This window comes from Serratia sp. CY43202 (assembly GCF_052168755.1).
Classification (GTDB): domain Bacteria; phylum Pseudomonadota; class Gammaproteobacteria; order Enterobacterales; family Enterobacteriaceae; genus Serratia; species Serratia bockelmannii.
The window spans coordinates 141,499-160,606 of sequence record NZ_JBJNMB010000011.1; the positions used below are offsets into that span (position 1 = coordinate 141,499).

At 60.4% G+C, this 19,108-nt stretch carries 19 protein-coding genes; 6 read left to right on the forward strand and 13 right to left on the reverse strand.

Annotated features, from left to right (window positions below):
• Positions 1 to 7 precede the first annotated feature (7 nt).
• From ACJ8J5_RS21730 to ACJ8J5_RS21750, 5 genes are all read right to left on the reverse strand, one after another.
• A complete protein-coding gene (locus ACJ8J5_RS21730) occupies positions 8 to 2,707 on the reverse strand; it encodes a TonB-dependent receptor (protein ID WP_197811595.1) in 2,700 nt (899 codons plus the stop codon).
• Positions 2,708 to 2,863: 156 nt separating this feature from the next.
• The gene (locus ACJ8J5_RS21735; protein WP_025301724.1) at positions 2,864 to 3,817 is read right to left on the reverse strand and encodes a FecR family protein; all 954 of its coding nucleotides are present in this window, start codon (positions 3,815 to 3,817) and stop codon (positions 2,864 to 2,866) included.
• Positions 3,818 to 3,893: 76 nt separating this feature from the next.
• A complete protein-coding gene (locus tag ACJ8J5_RS21740) occupies positions 3,894 to 4,394 on the reverse strand; it encodes an RNA polymerase sigma factor (RefSeq protein WP_197770066.1) in 501 nt (166 codons plus the stop codon).
• Positions 4,395 to 4,540: 146 nt separating this feature from the next.
• Positions 4,541 to 4,741: a YaiA family protein gene (locus tag ACJ8J5_RS21745; RefSeq protein WP_004940491.1), complete on the reverse strand. Its 201-nt coding sequence runs from the start codon at positions 4,739 to 4,741 to the stop codon at positions 4,541 to 4,543.
• A gap of 47 nt (positions 4,742 to 4,788) precedes the next feature.
• Positions 4,789 to 5,193, reverse strand: a complete 405-nt coding sequence (locus ACJ8J5_RS21750) for a nuclear transport factor 2 family protein (RefSeq protein ID WP_043135601.1) — start codon at positions 5,191 to 5,193, stop codon at positions 4,789 to 4,791.
• A gap of 96 nt (positions 5,194 to 5,289) precedes the next feature.
• Between ACJ8J5_RS21750 and ACJ8J5_RS21755 the strand changes: the two genes are divergently transcribed.
• Positions 5,290 to 6,033: a helix-turn-helix domain-containing protein gene (locus tag ACJ8J5_RS21755; protein ID WP_414104803.1), complete on the forward strand. Its 744-nt coding sequence runs from the start codon at positions 5,290 to 5,292 to the stop codon at positions 6,031 to 6,033.
• Positions 6,034 to 6,069: 36 nt separating this feature from the next.
• Here the strand turns inward: ACJ8J5_RS21755 and aroL are convergent, their stop codons facing one another.
• From aroL to ACJ8J5_RS21775, 4 genes are all read right to left on the reverse strand, one after another.
• Complete coding sequence (aroL, locus tag ACJ8J5_RS21760; RefSeq protein WP_025301720.1) at positions 6,070 to 6,594, reverse strand: shikimate kinase AroL; 525 nt, start codon at positions 6,592 to 6,594, stop codon at positions 6,070 to 6,072.
• 109 nt (positions 6,595 to 6,703) lie between these two features.
• Positions 6,704 to 7,222: a GNAT family N-acetyltransferase gene (locus ACJ8J5_RS21765; protein ID WP_049206222.1), complete on the reverse strand. Its 519-nt coding sequence runs from the start codon at positions 7,220 to 7,222 to the stop codon at positions 6,704 to 6,706.
• A gap of 53 nt (positions 7,223 to 7,275) precedes the next feature.
• A complete protein-coding gene (locus ACJ8J5_RS21770) occupies positions 7,276 to 9,399 on the reverse strand; it encodes a TonB-dependent siderophore receptor (RefSeq protein ID WP_197770062.1) in 2,124 nt (707 codons plus the stop codon).
• Positions 9,392 to 10,507, reverse strand: a complete 1,116-nt coding sequence (locus ACJ8J5_RS21775; protein WP_404758827.1) for an ABC transporter substrate-binding protein — start codon at positions 10,505 to 10,507, stop codon at positions 9,392 to 9,394. The genes ACJ8J5_RS21770 and ACJ8J5_RS21775 overlap by 8 nt, the downstream gene beginning before the upstream one ends.
• A gap of 217 nt (positions 10,508 to 10,724) precedes the next feature.
• Between ACJ8J5_RS21775 and ACJ8J5_RS21780 the strand changes: the two genes are divergently transcribed.
• Positions 10,725 to 11,186, forward strand: coding sequence for a GNAT family N-acetyltransferase (locus tag ACJ8J5_RS21780; RefSeq protein WP_025301716.1), 462 nt, complete (start codon positions 10,725 to 10,727; stop codon positions 11,184 to 11,186).
• On the opposite strand, the gene ACJ8J5_RS21785 is transcribed toward ACJ8J5_RS21780, so the two are convergent.
• Positions 11,187 to 11,744 carry a class I SAM-dependent methyltransferase gene (locus ACJ8J5_RS21785; RefSeq protein WP_025301715.1) on the reverse strand — a complete coding sequence of 186 codons (558 nt, stop codon included), beginning with the start codon at positions 11,742 to 11,744 and terminating at the stop codon, positions 11,187 to 11,189.
• A 240-nt stretch (positions 11,745 to 11,984) separates the two neighbouring features.
• Entirely contained in the window at positions 11,985 to 12,269 is a 285-nt protein-coding gene (locus ACJ8J5_RS21790; protein ID WP_004940519.1) for a YdgH/BhsA/McbA-like domain containing protein, read from the reverse strand.
• Positions 12,270 to 12,578: 309 nt separating this feature from the next.
• On the opposite strand from ACJ8J5_RS21790, the gene ACJ8J5_RS21795 reads away from it, so the two are divergent.
• Complete coding sequence (locus ACJ8J5_RS21795; protein ID WP_043135588.1) at positions 12,579 to 13,754, forward strand: low temperature requirement protein A; 1,176 nt, start codon at positions 12,579 to 12,581, stop codon at positions 13,752 to 13,754.
• Positions 13,755 to 13,955: 201 nt separating this feature from the next.
• On the opposite strand, the gene ACJ8J5_RS21800 is transcribed toward ACJ8J5_RS21795, so the two are convergent.
• Positions 13,956 to 15,317 (reverse strand): esterase-like activity of phytase family protein, encoded by a 1,362-nt coding sequence (locus ACJ8J5_RS21800; RefSeq protein ID WP_089195575.1) that lies wholly within the window; start codon positions 15,315 to 15,317, stop codon positions 13,956 to 13,958.
• A 426-nt stretch (positions 15,318 to 15,743) separates the two neighbouring features.
• Between ACJ8J5_RS21800 and aqpZ the strand changes: the two genes are divergently transcribed.
• Positions 15,744 to 16,439 carry an aquaporin Z gene (aqpZ, locus tag ACJ8J5_RS21805; protein ID WP_025301712.1) on the forward strand — a complete coding sequence of 232 codons (696 nt, stop codon included), beginning with the start codon at positions 15,744 to 15,746 and terminating at the stop codon, positions 16,437 to 16,439.
• A gap of 57 nt (positions 16,440 to 16,496) precedes the next feature.
• Here the strand turns inward: aqpZ and ACJ8J5_RS21810 are convergent, their stop codons facing one another.
• The gene (locus ACJ8J5_RS21810; protein WP_193402555.1) at positions 16,497 to 17,267 is read right to left on the reverse strand and encodes a class I SAM-dependent methyltransferase; all 771 of its coding nucleotides are present in this window, start codon (positions 17,265 to 17,267) and stop codon (positions 16,497 to 16,499) included.
• A 118-nt stretch (positions 17,268 to 17,385) separates the two neighbouring features.
• On the opposite strand from ACJ8J5_RS21810, the gene ACJ8J5_RS21815 reads away from it, so the two are divergent.
• On the forward strand, positions 17,386 to 18,189 hold the full coding sequence (locus tag ACJ8J5_RS21815; RefSeq protein ID WP_414104804.1) for a helix-turn-helix transcriptional regulator: 804 nt from the start codon (positions 17,386 to 17,388) through the stop codon (positions 18,187 to 18,189).
• A 107-nt stretch (positions 18,190 to 18,296) separates the two neighbouring features.
• Positions 18,297 to 19,028 (forward strand): DUF2076 domain-containing protein, encoded by a 732-nt coding sequence (locus ACJ8J5_RS21820; RefSeq protein WP_127146273.1) that lies wholly within the window; start codon positions 18,297 to 18,299, stop codon positions 19,026 to 19,028.
• Positions 19,029 to 19,108: the final 80 nt, after the last annotated feature.

A 19,108-nucleotide genomic window follows, 5' to 3' on the forward strand; every position in this document is an offset into this window, starting at 1 on the left:
TTACTGCTTAAAAACGGTATTCCACCCCGCCCTGCACGGTGCGGCCGCGCCCGAGGGTATTGGCCAGCGTCTCGCCGTAGCTAACGACATAGGCGCGGTTAGTCAGGTTCTCCACCGAGCCGCGCAGCGTCAGGCTGTCGGTCAGCTTGTAGCTGGCGTACAGATCGAACAGGGTGTACTTCGGCCAGTCGGCCAGGTACGGGTAATTGGACGGCACCGAACTGTCCTGATAGCCCGGCGCAAAGCGCACGGTCACCCCGGCGTCCAGCTTGCGATCGAAGGCGCGGCCGCCCAGCGTCACCGAACCGCGATCGCCTGGCAGGTAGGCGGCGGAGCCGAACTGCGTCCCCCCGTCACACGTGACGAAGTCATTGGAAGCGGCATCCGGCTCAACATAGAAGTTGCCGCGGCGCGATCCATCGCCGTAGCGCAGACGCCCTCCCAACCAGGCCTTGTTCGAGCAGAACTCGTTTTTGCCGATCATGTGGGTATAGGTCAGGTCGGCGTAGAACACCCCGGCGTCATAGTTGAGCTGGTACTCCAGCCCGCGGAAGCGGGTTTTCGACAGGTTGTTGACGTAAGCAGCATTGCCGATGCTCGGCTGCACCAGCCCCGGTTTATTGCGGTCTATCGCCAGGTTGATGTAGTTATCCACTTTGGTATCGAAGTAGGCCACCTTCGCCACCAACCGATCGCCCTCAAACCACAGATCCGGCTGCTGCACATTGAACCCGACTTCCCAGGCGCGCGAGCGCTCGGGCTGCAGGAACGGGTTGGGGTATTGCGTGGATGAACTGTGCGCGCTGCCGTTGGTCAGCGTTTCGGTGATCGCCGGCGGCCGCCAGGATTTGCCGTAGGTGGAATACAGCTCCAGCCACTCCACGCCGGGACGCACCGCCACCGCCAGCGTTGGCGACAGCTTGCCCTGATCGCGATCCACGTCCCAATCTTCGCGGGTCGTGGTTGAACAGCCGGTCAGACGCAACGCTTTGCAAGGATTGTCAATCGTGTAGCGTTGCCCATCCTTGGCCAAATCCGGATAGCTCAGGCCGGTCTGGCCGCGCAGGCGATAGCGGTCGTAACGCAGCCCTCCCTCCAACGTCAGCCAGCCGTCGTAGTCGTAGGTCAGGTTGGCGAACAGGCTGGCGACCGAACGGTTGCCGGCCGGCGTCACCCCTTCCATGCCTTGGCGGGAAGAGTCGCTGGTTGCCTTGTCGTAATAAAACTCCAGCCCGTAGTTGGCGCGGAAGTCATGCCCCGGCGCCAGGCTGAAGCGCGAGGTATTTTGCGCCTGCGCGCCGTAGGTACGCAGGCGGGTACGCGTCGCGTAGCCGTTGTCCAGCAGCGAGCTGGTGCTGTAAGTATCGCTGTCATCCTGAGTATCGACGTAATACAGCTTGGCCTGAAAATCGAGCCAGTCGACGTCTTCCGGCGCCAGGCTGTAATCAAACGCCGCGTTGCGCGCCATCACGTCGCTGTAACCGGTGCGCTTCCAGCCCAGTTCATAGGGCGGGCGGGTGCCCAGGTTGGTCAACGTGCCGGCGATCGGCGACGCGGTCTGGGTCTGCAGATAGCTCAGCTGCAGGCGTTGGTTGGCGGGCAGATTCCAGCCCACCTTGGCCAGCCGCGAGTGCATACGGTAATTTGTGTCGGGGATTTTGTTGTTCTTGATGCTCTCGGCGTAGCGATCGTAATTGCCGGTGTCGTTATTGATGCGAATGTTACCGATATCGCCCTTGTTGCCGGGCCAATAGTCGCCGAGGTGGCGTTCGCTGGCGGCCAGCAGGATATCGCCGGTTTCGTTGCCCAATGCCAGTACGCCGCTGCCGATGAAGTGGGTGCCGTTATCGCCGGTGCTGGCGTGCAGCTTGCCGCCCAGCTCTTTGCCCGGCGCCAGGAAATCGCTCGCGCTGACGGTATTGAAGGTGGCAATGCCGCCGAGCGTGCCGGCGCTGCCCATGCCGCCGGTGGTGCCCTTGTCGATAGTCACGCCGGACAGCAGTTCGGAATCGATGTACATGGTGCCATTACGCTGGCCATGGCCGCTCTTTTGAAAATTCTGCCGCATGCCGTCGATATTCATGTTCACCCGGCCATAGTCTTGTATGCCGCGGATGTTGACCGACAGCGCAGGATCTTGCTGGCTGACGCTGGAATAGGCTCCCGTAGTCTGCTCCAGAATATCGGCCGCGTGTCGCGCCGGGCGGTTGTCCATCTGTTCGCGGCTGATGACGCTGACCGAGCGCGGTTCGTCGTAAACCCAATCGTTGGCGTTGATGCCGCTGGCACCCAGCACCGTCAGGCTGTCCAACGCCAGCGCGCCACCGTCGCCGTTCGCCGTCGGCAGCCGGCTCAATACGATTTGCCCCTGCGGCTGCAGGCGGAAAGCCACCGGATTGCCGCCGATCAAGCGCCGCAGGCCCTGTTCAACGCTCATGCTGCCGTTCAGCGCCGCCGCCTGCATGCCGTCGAGTTTCACCTCGTCAAAAAACACCTGCATGCCGGCCTGCTCGGCGAAGCGCAACATGGCGCTCTGCAGCGGCTGCGCCGCAATGTTGAAATTCTTTTGCTGTGCGGCCTGCGCGCCGTTCGCCTCAGCCTGGACGGCGAGCGCCACAGCCGGCTGAGTCAACATCATCGCCGCCAGCGCGGCGCGTACCGCCGTGGCCAATCGGCCGGCCGGCGTGGTTCCCTTGTGAATAAGCATGCGTGTGTGTTCCACCCGAAAGAATGCCAAACTAAGTGATAATGGAAATCAATCTCGTTTAAACATAAGGACGTTCCGGGAGGCAAAAACCCGTAAAGATTTTTTACAGAAAGTGAAAATAACGGCGAAGCGGGCATCCCGGCCCGCCTTGGCCGCTCAGTAAAGCAGCGTGATGCCGGGGAGATTCAGCTGGCGGGCGGAGAGTTCCTGACGAATGGCGCCGACACCGTCGTCGAGTTTATTGAGCGCGAACACACCGCTCACGGTGCGCGTTCTTAGCGCGGGATTGACCGCCACGATGCGGGTCCCGCGATAGCGGTTGAGCTGCGCGAGCGCCTGCGTCAGCGGTTGGCGGTCGATCACCAGCCAGCCGCGTCGCCAAGCGTCATCGCCGGCCGTTTGCCGCGTCAGCTGCAGCTGCCCGTTGCGGTAATGCGCCGCCTGGCGTTGCGCGACCACCAGCGAGCGCTCGCCGCGCTCAAGCGTCACCCGCACGCTGTGCTGATGCACGCTGACGTCGACGCCCTGTTCAGTGCGCGCCACGCTGAACTCGGTGCCCAGCGCCTGGGTGACGCCGTTTTTCGCTTCCACCCTGAACGGACGGCTTTCCGCCCCGCCCAACGGCGCGACGATAAAATAGGCGGCGCCGCTCAGCAGCCGCACCTTGCGCTCATCTGCGGAATACGCCAGCGCGATCGCGCTGCCGCTGTCCAGCGCCACCCGGCTGCCGTCCGGCAAAGCAACTTCGCGCACCTCACCGCGAACGGTTTGATAATCGGCCTGCAGGCCGATCCACAGATCCGGCCCGCGATAAACGCCGAACGAAACGGCGAGCGCCACCGCCGCTGCCACCGCCCAGCGGGGCCATCGATGGCGAGAGGGCGTTTTCAGCGCCGCCACCTGCGGTTGTAACGCCTGCCGCTGCTCAGGCGGCAGTTGCCCAAGCGTCGTCCACAGCAGGCGAGCCTGACGCAGCGCCGCCGGATGCTGCGGATCGGCGGCCAGCCAGGCGTCCAACGCTCGCCGCCGATCGGCCGGCAGCGCCCCTTCGGCCAGACTCACGGCCCAGGCGGCCGCCTGCTGTCGCGCCTGTGCGGTTAGCGGTTTCATAATGGCATAGACCTCTGTTTTTTCTGGTTATAGGTTAAGACGTCTGAGCGCGGATAAACCCGTAAAAAAATTGCCATTATTGTTCTTCCATCCGCGCCATCAGCCGCTCGAGCGCGCTGGCCAGGTGTTTTTCCACCGTACTGAGCGACACGCCCAGCTGCGCCGCCACCTGCGCCTGGGTCAGGCCATCGAGCCGGTTAAGGCGGAAAATTTGCTGCGTGCGCGGCGGCATGTCCGCTAGCGCCTGCTGCAACAGCTGCAGCAATTGGCTATCGATCGCCCGTTGTTCAAGCGCCGGTTCACTGGAGGGATACTGCGCCAGAATGTCGTCTTCGACCGCTTCGGTCTGCCGCCGCTGCTGCTGGCGCACATGGTCGAGCATCAGGTTTTTGGCGGTTTTGTACAGGTAGGCTTCGATATCGAGAATGTTACCCTGCGGATATTGCTCGGTAAGGCGGGTAAAACTTTCCTGCGCCAAATCCGCGGCCAGCTGAGGGTCGCGCAGTTTGGCGTTCAAATAGGCTTGCAGCGGCCGCATATGGCGCAGAAACAGCGCCTGCAACTCGGAATTGGACATCTCTTTTCCCAGAAGTGAAACACCCAATAGGGGCGATAAAAATCACATAAATGATTATCATTATCAATATTGTTCTGGGAAATATATGCTAACGCGGGGGGATAAACAGGAAACCGGCCTGGCGCCGGTTTCCGCTGTGCAGCAGGTCAGAGCTCTAGCGCCTCGTCTTCATAGCGGTGCTTGGCGTCGAGCGCTTCCTGCTCGGTTTCATGTTCACTGAGCAGCGTATTCGGCTCAATGTCGTCGGTGCGCACTTCAAAACGGCGCAGATGCAGGTTCGGGTCGCCCCGAAACACCTCAACGACGCGGGCGCTCCGTGGATAAGCAGGTTGATCATTTTCGCGCATGCCGTTCTCCCGTGTGTTTCACACAGTAGCAAGTATAGCAGCCGCCCTCATTCCGGCACGCGCGAGCCAAGATCGCGATCGCCGGGGGCGCCCGCCAACAGCTCGGTCAGTTCGTCGCAGGCGCAAATGCGGCCTTCACGCACGGTGAAGTGCGCCAGCACCCGCACGCGGCTGCGGGTACCGTCGCGCTTTTCCACCTCGACCAGATGGTGGGTCAGCACTGCCTCGCCCTGCTCCGCCGCCGCGATCACGCTCAGCGTCATGCGGCGGGTTTGCCGTTTCAGCAGCGCCATATGTTGCTCAAACTGCTCGAAGTTCAGCACCTTGCCATCCACCTGCTGGCGGTAGTCTGCGCTGAAACGGGCAGCGAGCTGCGTCGGCCGATGCTCCGGGCTGGCGACGACCTGCTGCAGCGTATCGAGCACCAGGTTCAGTGGGGTAACTTGAGTCATCACGTTTCTCCGAAATAGGGTGAACGGCGATCCTATCCCGGCCAGGCGATGGCATAATAACCACATCAAGACTTTCAATAACGTTAAACGGCCAACATGACGCAGATCCGCAGCCAACGCCTTCAGCATGAAAAAAAGCACCTGACGCCCTGGCACCGGCACGAAGGCGGCCAGATCTATCTCTTGACGCGCGGCATGCTGGCAATGGAACTCCCGGGCCGGCAATGGGCGATCACCGGCGGTACGCTGGGCTGGCTGCCGCCGGGATGCGCCCATCAGGCGCTGGCCTGCGGCGACGTGGCGGGCTGGAGTTTGTATCTGCCGCTGGAAAGCGTGCCGGAGATGCCGCCGCAGCCGCAGCTGTTCACGGCCTCTGCGCTGTTGCAGGCCCTGGTGGAGCGCATCGCGCAGTTCCCCGCCGGCCCGCTGAGTGCGCCGCAACGGCGGCTGCTGCAGGTGCTGCTGGACGAAATGCATGCGGCAAGCCGCGCGCCGTTGCAATTGCCGCTGCCGCAGGACGCCCGGTTGCTGAACATCGCCCGGGCGCTGCTGAACGATCCCGCCAGCCTGCGCAGCCAGCGCGACTGGGCAGCCTGGGCCGGGCTCAGCCCGCGCACCCTGAGCCGCCGCTTTCAGCAGGAAACCGGCATCAGCTTTGCGCTGTGGCGCCAGCAGGCGCGGGTATTGCGTTCACTGGAGGGATTATCACGCGGCGCAGCGGTCGGCGAGGTGGCCGACGCCTGTGGCTATGACAACGTCAGCGCCTATATCGCCGCCTTTCGCCGCCGCTTCGGCGTCACGCCCGGCGCGTACTTTGCGGCCGCTCGGCAAACGGAATAGGAAAACGGGCGCCCAGCGCCCGAAGAGAAGAAAGGGTTATTTCACCGTCTCACGCGGCAGCACCGCGAGGATTTGCTCCACCACCCGCTGCGGATCGGCGGCGCCGTCCATCACGTAATGCGCGGCGTCCTGATACAGCGCTTCACGCGCCGCCAGCACCTCGAGCATCTCTTCGGCGATCGGCCTGCCGGTGAGCGTCGGGCGCTGCGCATCTTCCGGGTACTCTTCCAACCGCTGCGCCAACACGCTGGCCGGCGCGCGCAGATAGATAACGGTGCCATGCTGGCGCATAAACTGACGGTTCTCTTCCGCCAGGATCGCGCCGCCACCGGTGGCAACTACAGTTGACGGTTTGGTCACGGTTTGCAACGCGATGGTTTCGCGGCGACGGAACCCCAGCCAGCCCTCGCGCTCGACCATTTCCGCCACGCTCATCTGTACCGCTTGCTGCATAAACAGATCGGTATCGACAAACTGATAGCCCAACGCCAGCGCCAATGCGCTGCCTACCGTGGTCTTGCCGGCTCCGCGAGCGCCTATCATGAACAGGGTTTGTGTCATTACGGGTTGTCCCTTATGCGGTGACTTGAGTGCATTGCATACCAAAATACCGAGCGGGTGCGATGGCGTGGTGGCTGCATCATACCCTGCCCGCTCTGTATTTCAATATTTACGATAGTGTAAATTCCATGGCACAGCGACTGCCGACGGCAAAGCCGTGCGCCAGATCCTCATCCAGGTGCCGCCGCAGGGCGACCGTGAGCCGCGCGTCGTCGAGCGGCCGGAATCCCAGCCGCCGGTAGTAGGGCGCATTCCACGGCACATCAATGAAGGTGGTGAGCGTCAGGCGAGTGGCGCCCTGCCGTTTGGCTTCTTCCACCACCGCGCCGATCAGGCGGCGGCCGACGCCCTGCCGTTGCCAGGCAGCGGCGACCGATAATTCGGCGACATGCCAGTCTTCCCCCTGAGCCAACACGGCGATAAAACCGGCGCACTCACCGTTGTCGCTTTCCGCCAGCCATTCACGGCGCTCGGCGATAAACGCGGCGTGCTGTTTCGGGGCCATCACCTCGCCTTCGGCGATAAAGCGCCATTCCGGCTGCTGGCGAAACAGCTGCGCCGCCGAACGTTCAACCGCCATCAGATGCGCGATATCTCGCTGCTGCGCCAAACGGATCTGCAGGCTCATGAGTTCTCCTTAACGTTGGGGCGGTTATTTAAACAAATTCCACCGCCCGTGGCTCAGAAATCGATACTGCCGCGCAGCACCACCTCACGCGGCTCTCCCACCGCCACGCGCAGATTGCCACCGCTGGACGGATAGTAGGTTTTATCGAACAGGTTCTTCACGTTCAGCTGCCATTTAACCCGATAGCCGTTGATCGGCATGGTGTAAGCGGCGAACGCATCGGCAACGGTGTAGTTATCCAGGTAGAAGCTGTTGGCGGCGTCGCCCGGGCGCCGGCCCACGTAGCGCGCGCCGGCGCCGATACGCACCTCATCTCCGCTGTACAGGCCCAGGCTGCCGAGGTTCTGGGTCAGGAACAGCGAGGCGGTATGGCGCGCCACGTTGGTCATCTCTTTCCCCTTGTTGTCCGGATCGTCCACCACGCGGGCGTCGGTATACGCATAGGAACCGATCAGGCTCAGCGAGTCGGTGAGATTGCCGGCCACGTCCAGCTCCACGCCCTGCGAACGCACGCGCCCGGCGGTGCGCGTCACGGTTTCGCCCTCCACCAGCTCATTGACCATGACGTTACGCTTGGTAATGTCGAACAGCGCCAGTGTGCCGGTAACGCCGTTCGGCAACGCCAGCTTGCCGCCGACTTCCCACGACTTGCCCTGCTCCGGCGGCAGCGAATCAATTTGGGTGGCGATGGAAGAGTTCGGCTTGAACGACTCGGTATAGCTGCTGTACAGCGACACGTAAGGCGTCAGCTTGTAGACCACCCCGGCGCGCGGCACCAGCTTGCCGTCCGAGCTGTCGGTGTTGGTCTGGAACGGCCGCCCCTTGCCGGCATAGACGTCGAAAGCATCGTAACGCAGCCCACCCATCACCAGCCATTTATCGGTCAATTGGATAGAATCCTGCATAAACCAACCGTAGCTGGTGAGGTTTTCCCGCTGGTCGCTGTCTTTGGCGCTGACCGCGGTCGACGGCGGCATCAGGCCGTATACCGGATGATAGATATTGAAATCGCTGTTCTTTTTACCGCGGATCATGTCGCCGCGGTAGGTACGGTTATCTTCAAAATCAAAGCCGAACAGCATCTGGTGGTTGATGCTACCCCAGTCCACATCGCCATTGAGCGTCAGCTGCACCGCGTTGGCGTGGCTGACGGCATGGGCTGTCGAGTCGGCCTGGCGGCTCAATGCGCCGGTCACCGGGTTCAGCGCCGTGGCGCGCGCCTGGTTGTCGCTGTAGCTGTTGCGGCTGTAGGCGTAGGTCAGCGAGCTTTTCCAGCGCTCGTTGAGCGTTTGATCGATCTGCAGGGTAATGCTGTCCTGATCGCCGCGGGTAGCATTATAAGCTTCGTCGAAACGGCGATCGCGCGGCGTATTCACCGGTTTGCCGGTGCGTGAATCGATAATGGTGCCGCGATCGAACGGCACCAGATATTCCATATGCTCGTAGGCCAAGCGCACGGTGGTGTTCTCGCCGTACCACATCAGCGAGGGCGCGATCACCGTCTGGCGGTTGCGGCCGAAGTTGCGCCAGTAGTCGGTTTCATCGTGATCGACGATCATGCGATAGGCGAATCCCGACGTGCCGAGCGGCCCGGTAACGTCGAGCTGGCCGCCGCCGCCGTTGAAGCTGCTGCCCCAGCCTTCCACGTGGGTATGTTGCTGCAGCTGGGGCTTTTTGGTGATCATATTGATCATCCCGCCCGGCTCGCCCATGCCATACAGCATCGAGGCCGGCCCCTTGAGCACCTCCACCCGCTCGGTGGTTGGCGTAAAGTTGCGAGCCTGCACCGAGCGCACGCCATCGCGCAGAATAGAGCCGTCGCGGTTGTCGCCAAAGCCGCGTTTCATGACCGCGTCCTGAGTGCCGCCCAGCGTGTTGGCCTGGGTAATGCCGCTGACGTTGTACAGCGCTTCGTCCAGGCTGCTGACCGCCTGATCGGTAATCACCTGCTGCGGCACCACGTCGATCGCCTGCGGCACATTCAGCAGGTTGGTTTCGCTGCGGGTGCCGGTGACGCTGGTCAACGGCTGATAGCTCTGCACACCGTCGGCGTCTTTGCGGCCAATCACCGTCAGGCTTTCTTCTTTCGACGCGACTTTTTCCGCCGCCCACGTCGGCAATGTTGCGCAGGCCGCCAAAGGCAATGCGCACCACCAGCCGCGCTTGTTGTTATTCATTATCTAACTGACTCCAATAGGTCCCTGAAAAAGGTAACGGTAAAAACTGCTGATACAGCTGTTGGAAGGTCTGCTGCGGGTTGATGTCGGCGAACAGATCCGGGTAAAACGCTTTGGCGAATACCTCGACCAGCACCACGTGGTACGGGCTGAGGTAAAAGTTGTGCCAGACGCTCCAGGCGCGGTGGTTTTTCACCGCCTGCAGGCTGGCCAGCATCGGCTGTTTGGCGATCAGCCGGCGGAAGCTGTCGGCGGCCTCCTGTGGGCTGACCTGCGGCCCGAGGCTCAGATCGGACAGCCGTTTGCCTTGCGGGCCGGCCATGCCGGTGGCGAGGTATACGTCGGGATTGGCGCTCAGAATGGTTTCCGGGTTCAGTTCGCCATACACCCCTTTGACGCTGGCGTTGGCGATGTTGTCGCCGCCGGCGAAGGTCAGCAGATCGCCAAGGTTGCCGTGTGCGGCGGTGGTGCAACAGGTATCGCGCCGCCCCAGATGCAGGTGCAGCATCACTTTGGGCTTCGCCCCCTGATAGCTCGCCAGGCGTTGCTGAATCACCGCCATATGCTGCTGATAAAACGCGATGAACTGCTCGGCGCGCTGCTGGCGATTGAGCACTTCGCCCAGCAGCCGCACGCTCGGCACGGTGTTGTTCAGCAGATCGATACGCAGATCGACGTAGATCACCGCCACACCGGCCTTGTTCAGCGCGGAAACCAGCAGATCGTTGTCACCGTCTTCACGCGCGTAGCGCGCCAGGATCACCAGATCCGGCTTCAGCTGCAGCAGGCTTTCGATGTTGACCTGGCGGAAATTATTGCCGCTGATAATGGGGATCGCGGCGATCTGCGGGAACTTCTGCGTATAGCGTTGCCAGCTTTGCGCATCGAAACGCGCCAGATCCGCCGGCCAGCCGACGATGCGCTGCGCCGGGTTGCCCGGCTCCAGCAGCGCCAGCGTATACAACATGCGGCTCTCCCCCACCACGATGCGCTGCGGATTGTCCGGCACCACAACCTGACGGCCGGTGATATCGGTCACCGTCTTCGCCTGGGCGGAGAACACGCCGAACCACAGAGAAAGCAGCAGTAAAATGAGGGAATTGCGCATGATTGAGCCGAAACGGGGGAAATAATGTGCGCATGATAATCACTCTCATTAACACTTGCAATCCCACGCCGCGATTGCCAAAAGAAATCCGGGAAACGGCGCCGGGCGCGCGGCAAACACGGCGAAACCGCTAAAATAACGGCTTTAAAAAGTTAAAAAAATGGCGGGGAAATCGGTTAAATAGAACGGGGAAACAGCTAAAAACCGGGAGACCTCCATGACTCAACGCATCATTCCGCTGTCGGAGTGCCCGCAGTTTGCCGATGTGTGCGCCGCCTGGGCCTTCGGCCAATGGGGCTCACAGCGCGGCGGTTCGCTGGAGCGCACCCAGTTGCGCTTCGCCCACTGCAGCCGGCCAAGCGACGATCACCTGACGCTGATGATGATCGACGGCGATCGTCCGGTGGGCATGGCCAGCCTGTGGCCCAGCGACGATCATCAGCGCCAGGATCTCACCCCATGGCTGGCCGGCGTCTTCGTGCATCCCGATCACCGCCGCAAGGGCATCGCCCACCGTCTTGAGATGGCCATCGTCGAGGCGGCGCGGCAACGCCATCACTCGGTTTTGCATCTCATCACCGACAAATCGGAAGCGCTGTACGCCGGCTGGGGTTGGCATCCCGTGGAACGCCGGCGGCAGCATGACGAAGAAGTGGTAGTAATGGCGAAAACGCTGTAGCTAACGCGGCGTACAAACATACACCAGCGCCGGCGGGAAGTTGCGCACCACCCGCAGGCGCTTCCAGTGAAAATAGCGGGACAGCAATTTTTCCGACAGGTGGCTGTATTGAAACAACACCAGCGTGCCGTTGCGCGCCAGCAGCCGCTGCCGGGCCTGCTGAAGAATGCGCACGCTGATCCTGACCGGGATCGACAGCAGCGGCAGGCAGGAAAACACCACGTCGTAATCCGTGGCCATTTGGGTCGCCGAATGGGGCATCACCTGCAGCCGCCGATCGTCTATTCCCCGCAGCCGATGCACGAAATGCGGTTGAATTTCGAAAGCCTCCAGCGCCGCATCGGCGCGCATCCGCCCCAGGATGCGTTTGGTCAGTACGCCGTCCGCCGCGCCCAGCTCCGCGATCGACAGCGCACGGGTCCATTCAATCTGGTTCAGCATCGCCTGGCACAGCCACGGGGAAGAAGGCGCCAGCGTACCGACGGTGCGCGGTGAAGCCATAAATTGCTGCAAGTAAGCGAAGTGATTCATCAGTTGCAGCCGGGTCGCATTTAACATTGAGGCCTCCTTGGGTTAAGCCCCCAATGTGAGCCGAATTTCTTAAGTAATCATTAACATGATTCCGAAAGCGGCAGACACAGTTGTAATAAAATGCGACCTCAGCCACGACGGCACAAAGAAAAACGGTCGTAATAATGACCTGAAAATAAGCCGTTTATGCGCCGACTGTTCAGATAATTATTACGACCGTTTATTTTATTGGCCACGTTTCCGTGGCCAGAGAGTAACAATCAACGCTTAGCGATAAATTTCCGCATTGCCGCGCCAGTTACTGGAGTCCCCGGGGGTGTCCAGGCCGATAATGCGGTAATGGCTGGCGCCGTCCGCCGCGGCTTTTTCTTTCAGGGCGGTGATGGCGTCATGCGGTGAGCCGCTAATGCCGGAAACCGACACGACGCCGATGCTTTGCAGATTGGCGGCCTGCTCGCTGTTGACCTGTTTCACCGACGACAGCGGCGCGGCGAAAGTGGAGAAGGAAGCGGCGGCGATCAATACGGCTGCGATGCTTGGGATAAGTTTCATGATTGACTCCAGGTGTTCTTGTTTATTAGCTCGTTGTCAGTGATGTTAATTATCCGCTAGCCAATGAAAACGGACGTCATGCAACGTAAAGAACATCAATCATTGTGAGGAGAATAAGGAGGATATGAGTGCGAGTGTGTATTTTCAGGCAGGAATGACTTTATTGAGTTCACCTTACCCCTATTTGATGAACAATTAAAGACAGGGCGAAAGAAAGAACGCACGCCGCCGCTATTTAAGATTTTTTACCCGCCGAGGCGCGCTGAGCTACGCTGATTTTGTGGCTTACCCTTTTAAGGAAGAACGCTTATGTCGCAAAACCTGCTGCGCGTGCGTGACGGTCAGGGCGCGTCGGTCTCATTCTCCGAACTGCTGTTCGATCTGATCTACGTTTTCGCCGTGACCCAACTTTCCCACTATCTGTTGCATCACCTGACGCTGACCGGCGCGCTGGAAACCCTGCTGCTGTGGTTCGCCGTCTGGCTGGCCTGGCAATACACCGCCTGGGTCACCAACTGGTTCAATCCCGATACCCGTCAGATCCGCCTGCTGCTGTTCGCGATCATGCTGCTAGGGCTGTTCGCCGCCGCCGCGCTGCCACAGGCGTTTGGCGAACGCGGTCTGATCTTCGCGCTGTTCTACGTCGCCATTCAGGTTGGCCGCTCCGTCACGGTGCTACGCCTGCTGGCGCCCGATCATCCGTTAAAACAAAACTTTCGCCGCATTCTCGGTTGGCTGTGCATCTCCGCCGTCTTCTGGATCGTCGGTGGGCTGGCAGAAGGCAATGCCCGCCTGGCGCTGTGGGCGATCGCCGTCTTGTGCGAATACGTCTCGCCGATGTTCGGCTTCCGTTTACCGGTCCTGGGGCGCTCGGACAGCAGCAGCGAATGGACCATCGAAGGCCACCATCTGGCAGAACGTTGCCAGCTGTTCGTGATCGTAGCGCTGGGAGAAACCATTCTGATCACCGGCGCCACCCTGAGCGAGATGGAAAGCTGGAGTCTGCCGGTGCTCATCGCCTCGCTGGTGGCCTTTCTCGGCAGCCTGGCGATGTGGTGGGTTTACTTCGACACCAGCAGCAAAGCCGGCAGCCACGCCATCAGCCAGGCGGAAAACCCCGGCCAACTGGGCGCTTATTTCCATTATGTGCACGTCGCGCTGGTGGGGGCGATCATCGTCTGCGCCGTGGCCAACGAGCTGGTGATCGCCCATCCCGACGGCCGCATCCAACACGCCACGGCGGCGGTGCTGCTGCTCGGCCCGGCGATTTACCTGTTCGCCAACGCGCTGTACAAACGGCTGGTGTATCACCGTTTTCCGCTGTCGCACCTGGTTGGGCTGCTGGCGCTGGCGGTATTGGCCCCTATCGCCTATTTAACCGATCTGCTGATGGTCAATGGCCTGACGACGCTGATCATGGTGATGGTGGCGGTGTGGGAGAGCATCTCGCGCGGCAGAGCGCCGCAGCAGCATGCGGAAGCCTGACACAAACGGGGGCGCTATCGCCCCCGCTGTGAGATTGATGACAAACCTCATGCCATTGCCGGGTTTGCAAAGAGCAGCGGATAAAAAACAAGGAAAATCAATTTATTGATTTTCGGCTGATGGCCACAAAGGAGGAAAAACCACGTTTTTTCCTCCTTTGTCAACGGTCTGACGGGGGCGCTATCGCCCCCCCTATCTCGGTCACTTCAAGGGTTGCGGCAAGGTGAGCACCCAAAGCTCACTCAGCGATTCCGGCTGCTCCAGAGGGCGCAATTCGATGCGGGCGTCGGTTTTGTCGCCGTCGAGGCTCAACCGCCCTCCTTTCTCCAGCTGATAGTCACCGATTTTCTTGCTCTTTGGCGACGCATCCACCAGCTTGGCCTGCAAGCCGAAATCGTTGTCATTGATCACCGCCAGCGTGCGATCGTCGATCAGCGCCAACCCTTCCGCTTTCTCCTGGCGCCAACCCAACTGACGCAGATCCGCCACTTCCCGTTTCTGCGCCAGCTTCACGCCGCGTTTAGCCAGATCTTTCGCATCATCGAACTCCAGCGCTTTACCCTGGCCGTCAAACGCGCTCAGATCGCTGGCCTGCGCGAGATCCACCAGATAGATCTTGTTGATCATCGTCTTTTCTTTACCGGTTCCCTGTTCAATCAACAGGATGCGCTGGTTGTCCAATGCCACGACATCGCCAATTTTGGCGTCTTTGGCTTTTTTATAGCTGTCGATATCGATGGGATAGCCGTACATCGCGGTTTTGCCACTGCGCGGATCGAAGCTCACCAGCCGGGTAAACTGCGCCTTGTTTTTGCTTTTGCCGTCGACATCCAGCGTGCTCTGCACCGCCGCCAGAATGCGCCCATCCGGCATCCGGGTCAGCCCCTCAAAACCGCGGTTAGGCTGGCGCCACTTCAGGATGTTCGGTAACCCGCTCGCCACCGCCTGCTCGCCGGCCTGCGGCGTTGGGCCATATTTGGCGAGGATTTTACCTTTGCCGTCGACATGGATCAGAAACGGGCCGTACTCATCGCACAGCCAATAACCGCCGTTACCGTCACCGATGATGCCTTCGGTATCCAACCCGCGGCGATCGCCGGACAGCGGTTGCAGCGCGTCGTTCAACGCCACTTCGTTCGTGGAACCAATCAGCTCACTCGGCAGCGGCAGCCCGCTAATCGGCCCTTTTTCGTCATGCAAGGGCCGCGCATTCTCGGCCACGGCCTTGCCGCCGCCGATACGAATGTCCATCAACAGAGGCGTGAATTGCGGATTGGCGAAAATCTTGGCCTCTTGCTTGCCTACCGCCGGGGCATCGGCATTCGGGCCGCGATCGGTCAGCGTCGTCAGCACCAAATCGTCGCCCTGCTTCTTGTTGAACATCAACCCGGAGCCGATCCCCACCGGCAACCCCTGTGGGAAATGCTTGGCGAACGCCCCCTGATAGGCGACGCGTTCCCCACCGGGGAAGCCGACCACATAACGCGCCACCTCAATGTCGGCAGCGTGGGCCAATACAGGAAACAGTGAAGCCAACAGCAGGGAGAGCGATTTTATTTTCATATTTGTTACCCGAGGTTAAATGAAGCGTTGTCAGGCAGAAGACGATATTAATTTAGCATGACACTTAGATGACAATAGGCAATTCGTCAAATGCACATCAGGCAATAAGGCTGGCTGGCAAATAGAAATTAGCAATTAACCTGAGCGTATTGAATGGAGAAAACCGCTGGAAAAAACCGCCCGGAAATAACCCGTCATTTTGCTTAGGGTAAATTCTGATAACAAAGATAAAAAAATCGGCAAACGCGCGTCAACACGGCGAAAAACGGTGTTTTTCTCATAGACAAAATAAAATACCAGGGATTTAATACCGCCGTTATTCAAGGTGCATTAAGAAAATTCTATAGAATATCTGCATGAACTGAAAAAGCTGTTCTATAGTTTTTAGTGCTAACGCCCGTTAGTCAATTCCGCAGGATGGAATCTATGTCAAAGCGACTTTTTGCTGAATTTTTTGGCACATTTTGGTTGGTGTTTGGTGGTTGTGGTAGCGCAGTATTAGCAGCGGCATTCCCACAACTGGGTATTGGTTTCCTCGGCGTCGCGCTCGCTTTCGGTCTGACCGTGGTGACGATGGCCTATGCCGTCGGCCATATTTCCGGCGGGCACTTTAACCCGGCGATCACCGTCGGCTTATTCGCCGGCGGCCGTTTCGCGGCGAAAGACGTGATCCCTTACGTGATCGCACAGGTGATCGGCGGTATCGCCGCAGCGGCGGTGCTGTATCTGATCGCCAGCGGCAAAGCCGGTTTCGACGCCACCGCGGGCGGTTTCGCCTCCAACGGTTACGGCGAACACTCACCGGGCGGTTATTCTCTGCAATCAGCCATCGTGATTGAGCTGGTGCTGACGGCCTTCTTCCTGATCGTTATTCATGGCGTAACCGACAAGCGCGCGCCGGCAGGCTTTGCCCCGCTGGCGATCGGCCTGACGCTGACGCTGATCCACCTGATCAGCATCCCGGTGACCAACACCTCCGTTAACCCGGCGCGCAGCACCGGCGTAGCGATCTTCCAGGGCACCTGGGCGCTGCAGCAGCTGTGGGTGTTCTGGCTGGTGCCGCTGGTCGGCGGCATTATCGGCGGCCTGATCTACCGCTGCCTGCTGGAAGACAAAAAATAAGCGTATCGCAGTCGATCGCGTTTCACGGGGCAGCCTTCATCGGCTGCCCCGTTGCTTTCAGCCCTTCGTCACTTCAAACATCATGATATCGCTGGTAAAGGAGCCATCCAGCTGAATCGCGAAATGCTCCGCCACCTCTTGCGACACGCTTTGCTGCAGCGCGCGGATCGCGGTGACGAAATGCGCCGGGGTGCGCATGCGCGCCACCCAGCTGTCGAACTCCAGCATCAATCGATCCGACGTCACCTCACGCACCACCAGCCCGGCTTCGGTCAATAACGCCAGCCACTCGCCTGGCGCATAGTTGCGCACATGCGAGGTATCACGCAGCACTTCCACGGTTTGCAGGTAGATATCCAGCAGCGGATGCCCCGGCGAGACCACGTCCATAAAGATCGCTCTGCCGCCCGGTTTGAGCACCCGCCTGACCTCACGCAGCGCCTGGCCGACATCGTGCCAGTGGTGCGCCGAATAGCGGCTGATGACCAGATCGAAGCTGGCGTCCTCAAACGGCAAAGACTCCGCCACGCCTTGCTGCAGCTGAATGTTACCCAGGCCTTTTTCCGCCGCCGCCAGCTTCACCACCGCCAGCATTTGCGCCGACAGATCGTAGGCCACCACCTGCGCCACCCTGGCCGCCGCGGTGAAGCTGGCGTGCCCGGCGCCGCAGCCCAAATCGAGCAGACGCGCGTCGGCATGCGGCGCCAGTAACTGCGCGAGGCGTTGCAAATCCTTGCCCTGCGCATGTACCGCGCTGGTTAAGTAGGCGTTGGCCTGCTCGCCGAACTGCCGGTCTACCGCGTTTTTGTGGCTGTTGCTGTTGCTCATGTTTGCTCCTGTTATTATCCGGCTTGCGCCTGTGCCTGAAGGCTTTTCGGCTACTATAATCAGGCTACTATACGGGTACAATATGAGCAGTTATCCTGGTATAAATAGGTACCACGCTATGTCATCAGAAGCCTTATCCGGGCCAAAAGCCCTCGGCGCATTTCTGCGCGCGCACCGCGAACGCATCACGCCGGAAATGATCGGCCTGCCTAGCTCTTCGCGCCGCCGCACCAGCGGCCTGCGCCGCGAAGAACTGGCGCAAATCAGCGGCATCAGCGCCACCTGGTATACCTGGATCGAACAGGGCCGCGAGGTGTCTATTTCCCCCTATACGCTGGCACGCATCGCCAAAGCGCTGCGGCTCGGCCCGGCCGAACGCCACTACCTGTTTACCCTGGCGCGCATCGCCGATCCCGAGCAGGAAGCGCACCGCGAAACCGCCAACGACGCGGTGCTGCAGAGCGTGCATCAGATGACGGTGCCCTGCTATCTGCTGGACGTGACCTGGAACGTCGTCGCCTGGAACCCGCAGGCGGCGGCGCTGTTCCGCGGCTGGCTGGATGTGGCCAACAGCCCCAACCTGCTGCACTTCATGTTCTTCCACCCGTTGGCGAAAACGCTGGTCAGCGATTGGGAGGAACGCGCTCGCCGCGTGGTGGCCGAGTTTCGCGCCGAGACCAGCCATCATCAAAATACCGAAGAGATGCGCGCCCTCGTGCGCAACATGACGCACAACAGCGCGGACTTTAATCACTGGTGGAAGCAACATGACGTGATGGCGCGCGAAGGCGGCGAAAGAGCGTTCGAACATCCTCAGCAAGGCGCACTGCGCTATCGCCAACTCACCTTCCATCCGGCGGAGCACGCCGGTCTGAAGCTGGTGATGCTGATCCCGCTGCCGCAATTGGTAACAAATTCATAGGCAGGTTTACCCGCCATTTATTTATTGGTTCATGTAAACGCGCTAGGGTGATTGTTACCGATGATAGTCATCATCCAGCAACGTTATTTATCTCCCGAGGTACGCCTATGCAATCCGAAGAACAACGCCTTATCGATGGTCTGTTTGGCCGCCTGAAAGAAGCCGAGACCAAGACGGGCCCACGGGATCTCCAGGCAGAGCAGCAAATCAACCAGCATATTCGCGAGCAGCCTTCCGCCCCTTATTACATGGCGCAGGCGATGATCATTCAGGAAGCAGCGCTCAAGCAGATGGACCAGCGGGTCAAAGATCTGGAAGCCCAGGTCGCGCAGCTGCAGCAAACCGCCCACGGCCAGCAAAGCAGCGGCGGTTTCCTGGCCGGTCTGTTTGGCGGCGGCAGCCGCACGCCAAGCCCGCGCGAACAGTATCAGGCGCAGCAGCAAAATACGGCGGCCTGGAACAACGCGCAGCAACAGCCTCAGCAACCGGCCTATGCCCAACCGCAGCAGGCGGCGCCTTCACGTGCCGGCGGCTTCCTGGGCGGCGCCTTGCAAACGGCAGCGGGCGTCGCCGGCGGCGTGGTATTGGCCGATATGCTGACCGGCATGTTCCGCCATTCGCAGCCGCAGGAAATCGTGAATATTATCGAAGAAACCCCGGCGCCGCTGGACGACAGCACGATGCGCAATTTCGACGCCTCCAACAACCTTGATACCTTCAACAACGGCGACGGTGGCAGCTTCCTGAACCAGGACAACGGCTTCCAGAACGCCAACTATCAGGACGACACGGACTACGCCGACGACGATTACAGCGACGACGACGACTCCTTCCTGTAATGCCCTCTCCCCCTCTCACCCGCAGAGGGGGATTTCCCGTTTCGCCAATCTGGTCTACAGTGAACACTGTTCATTTATCC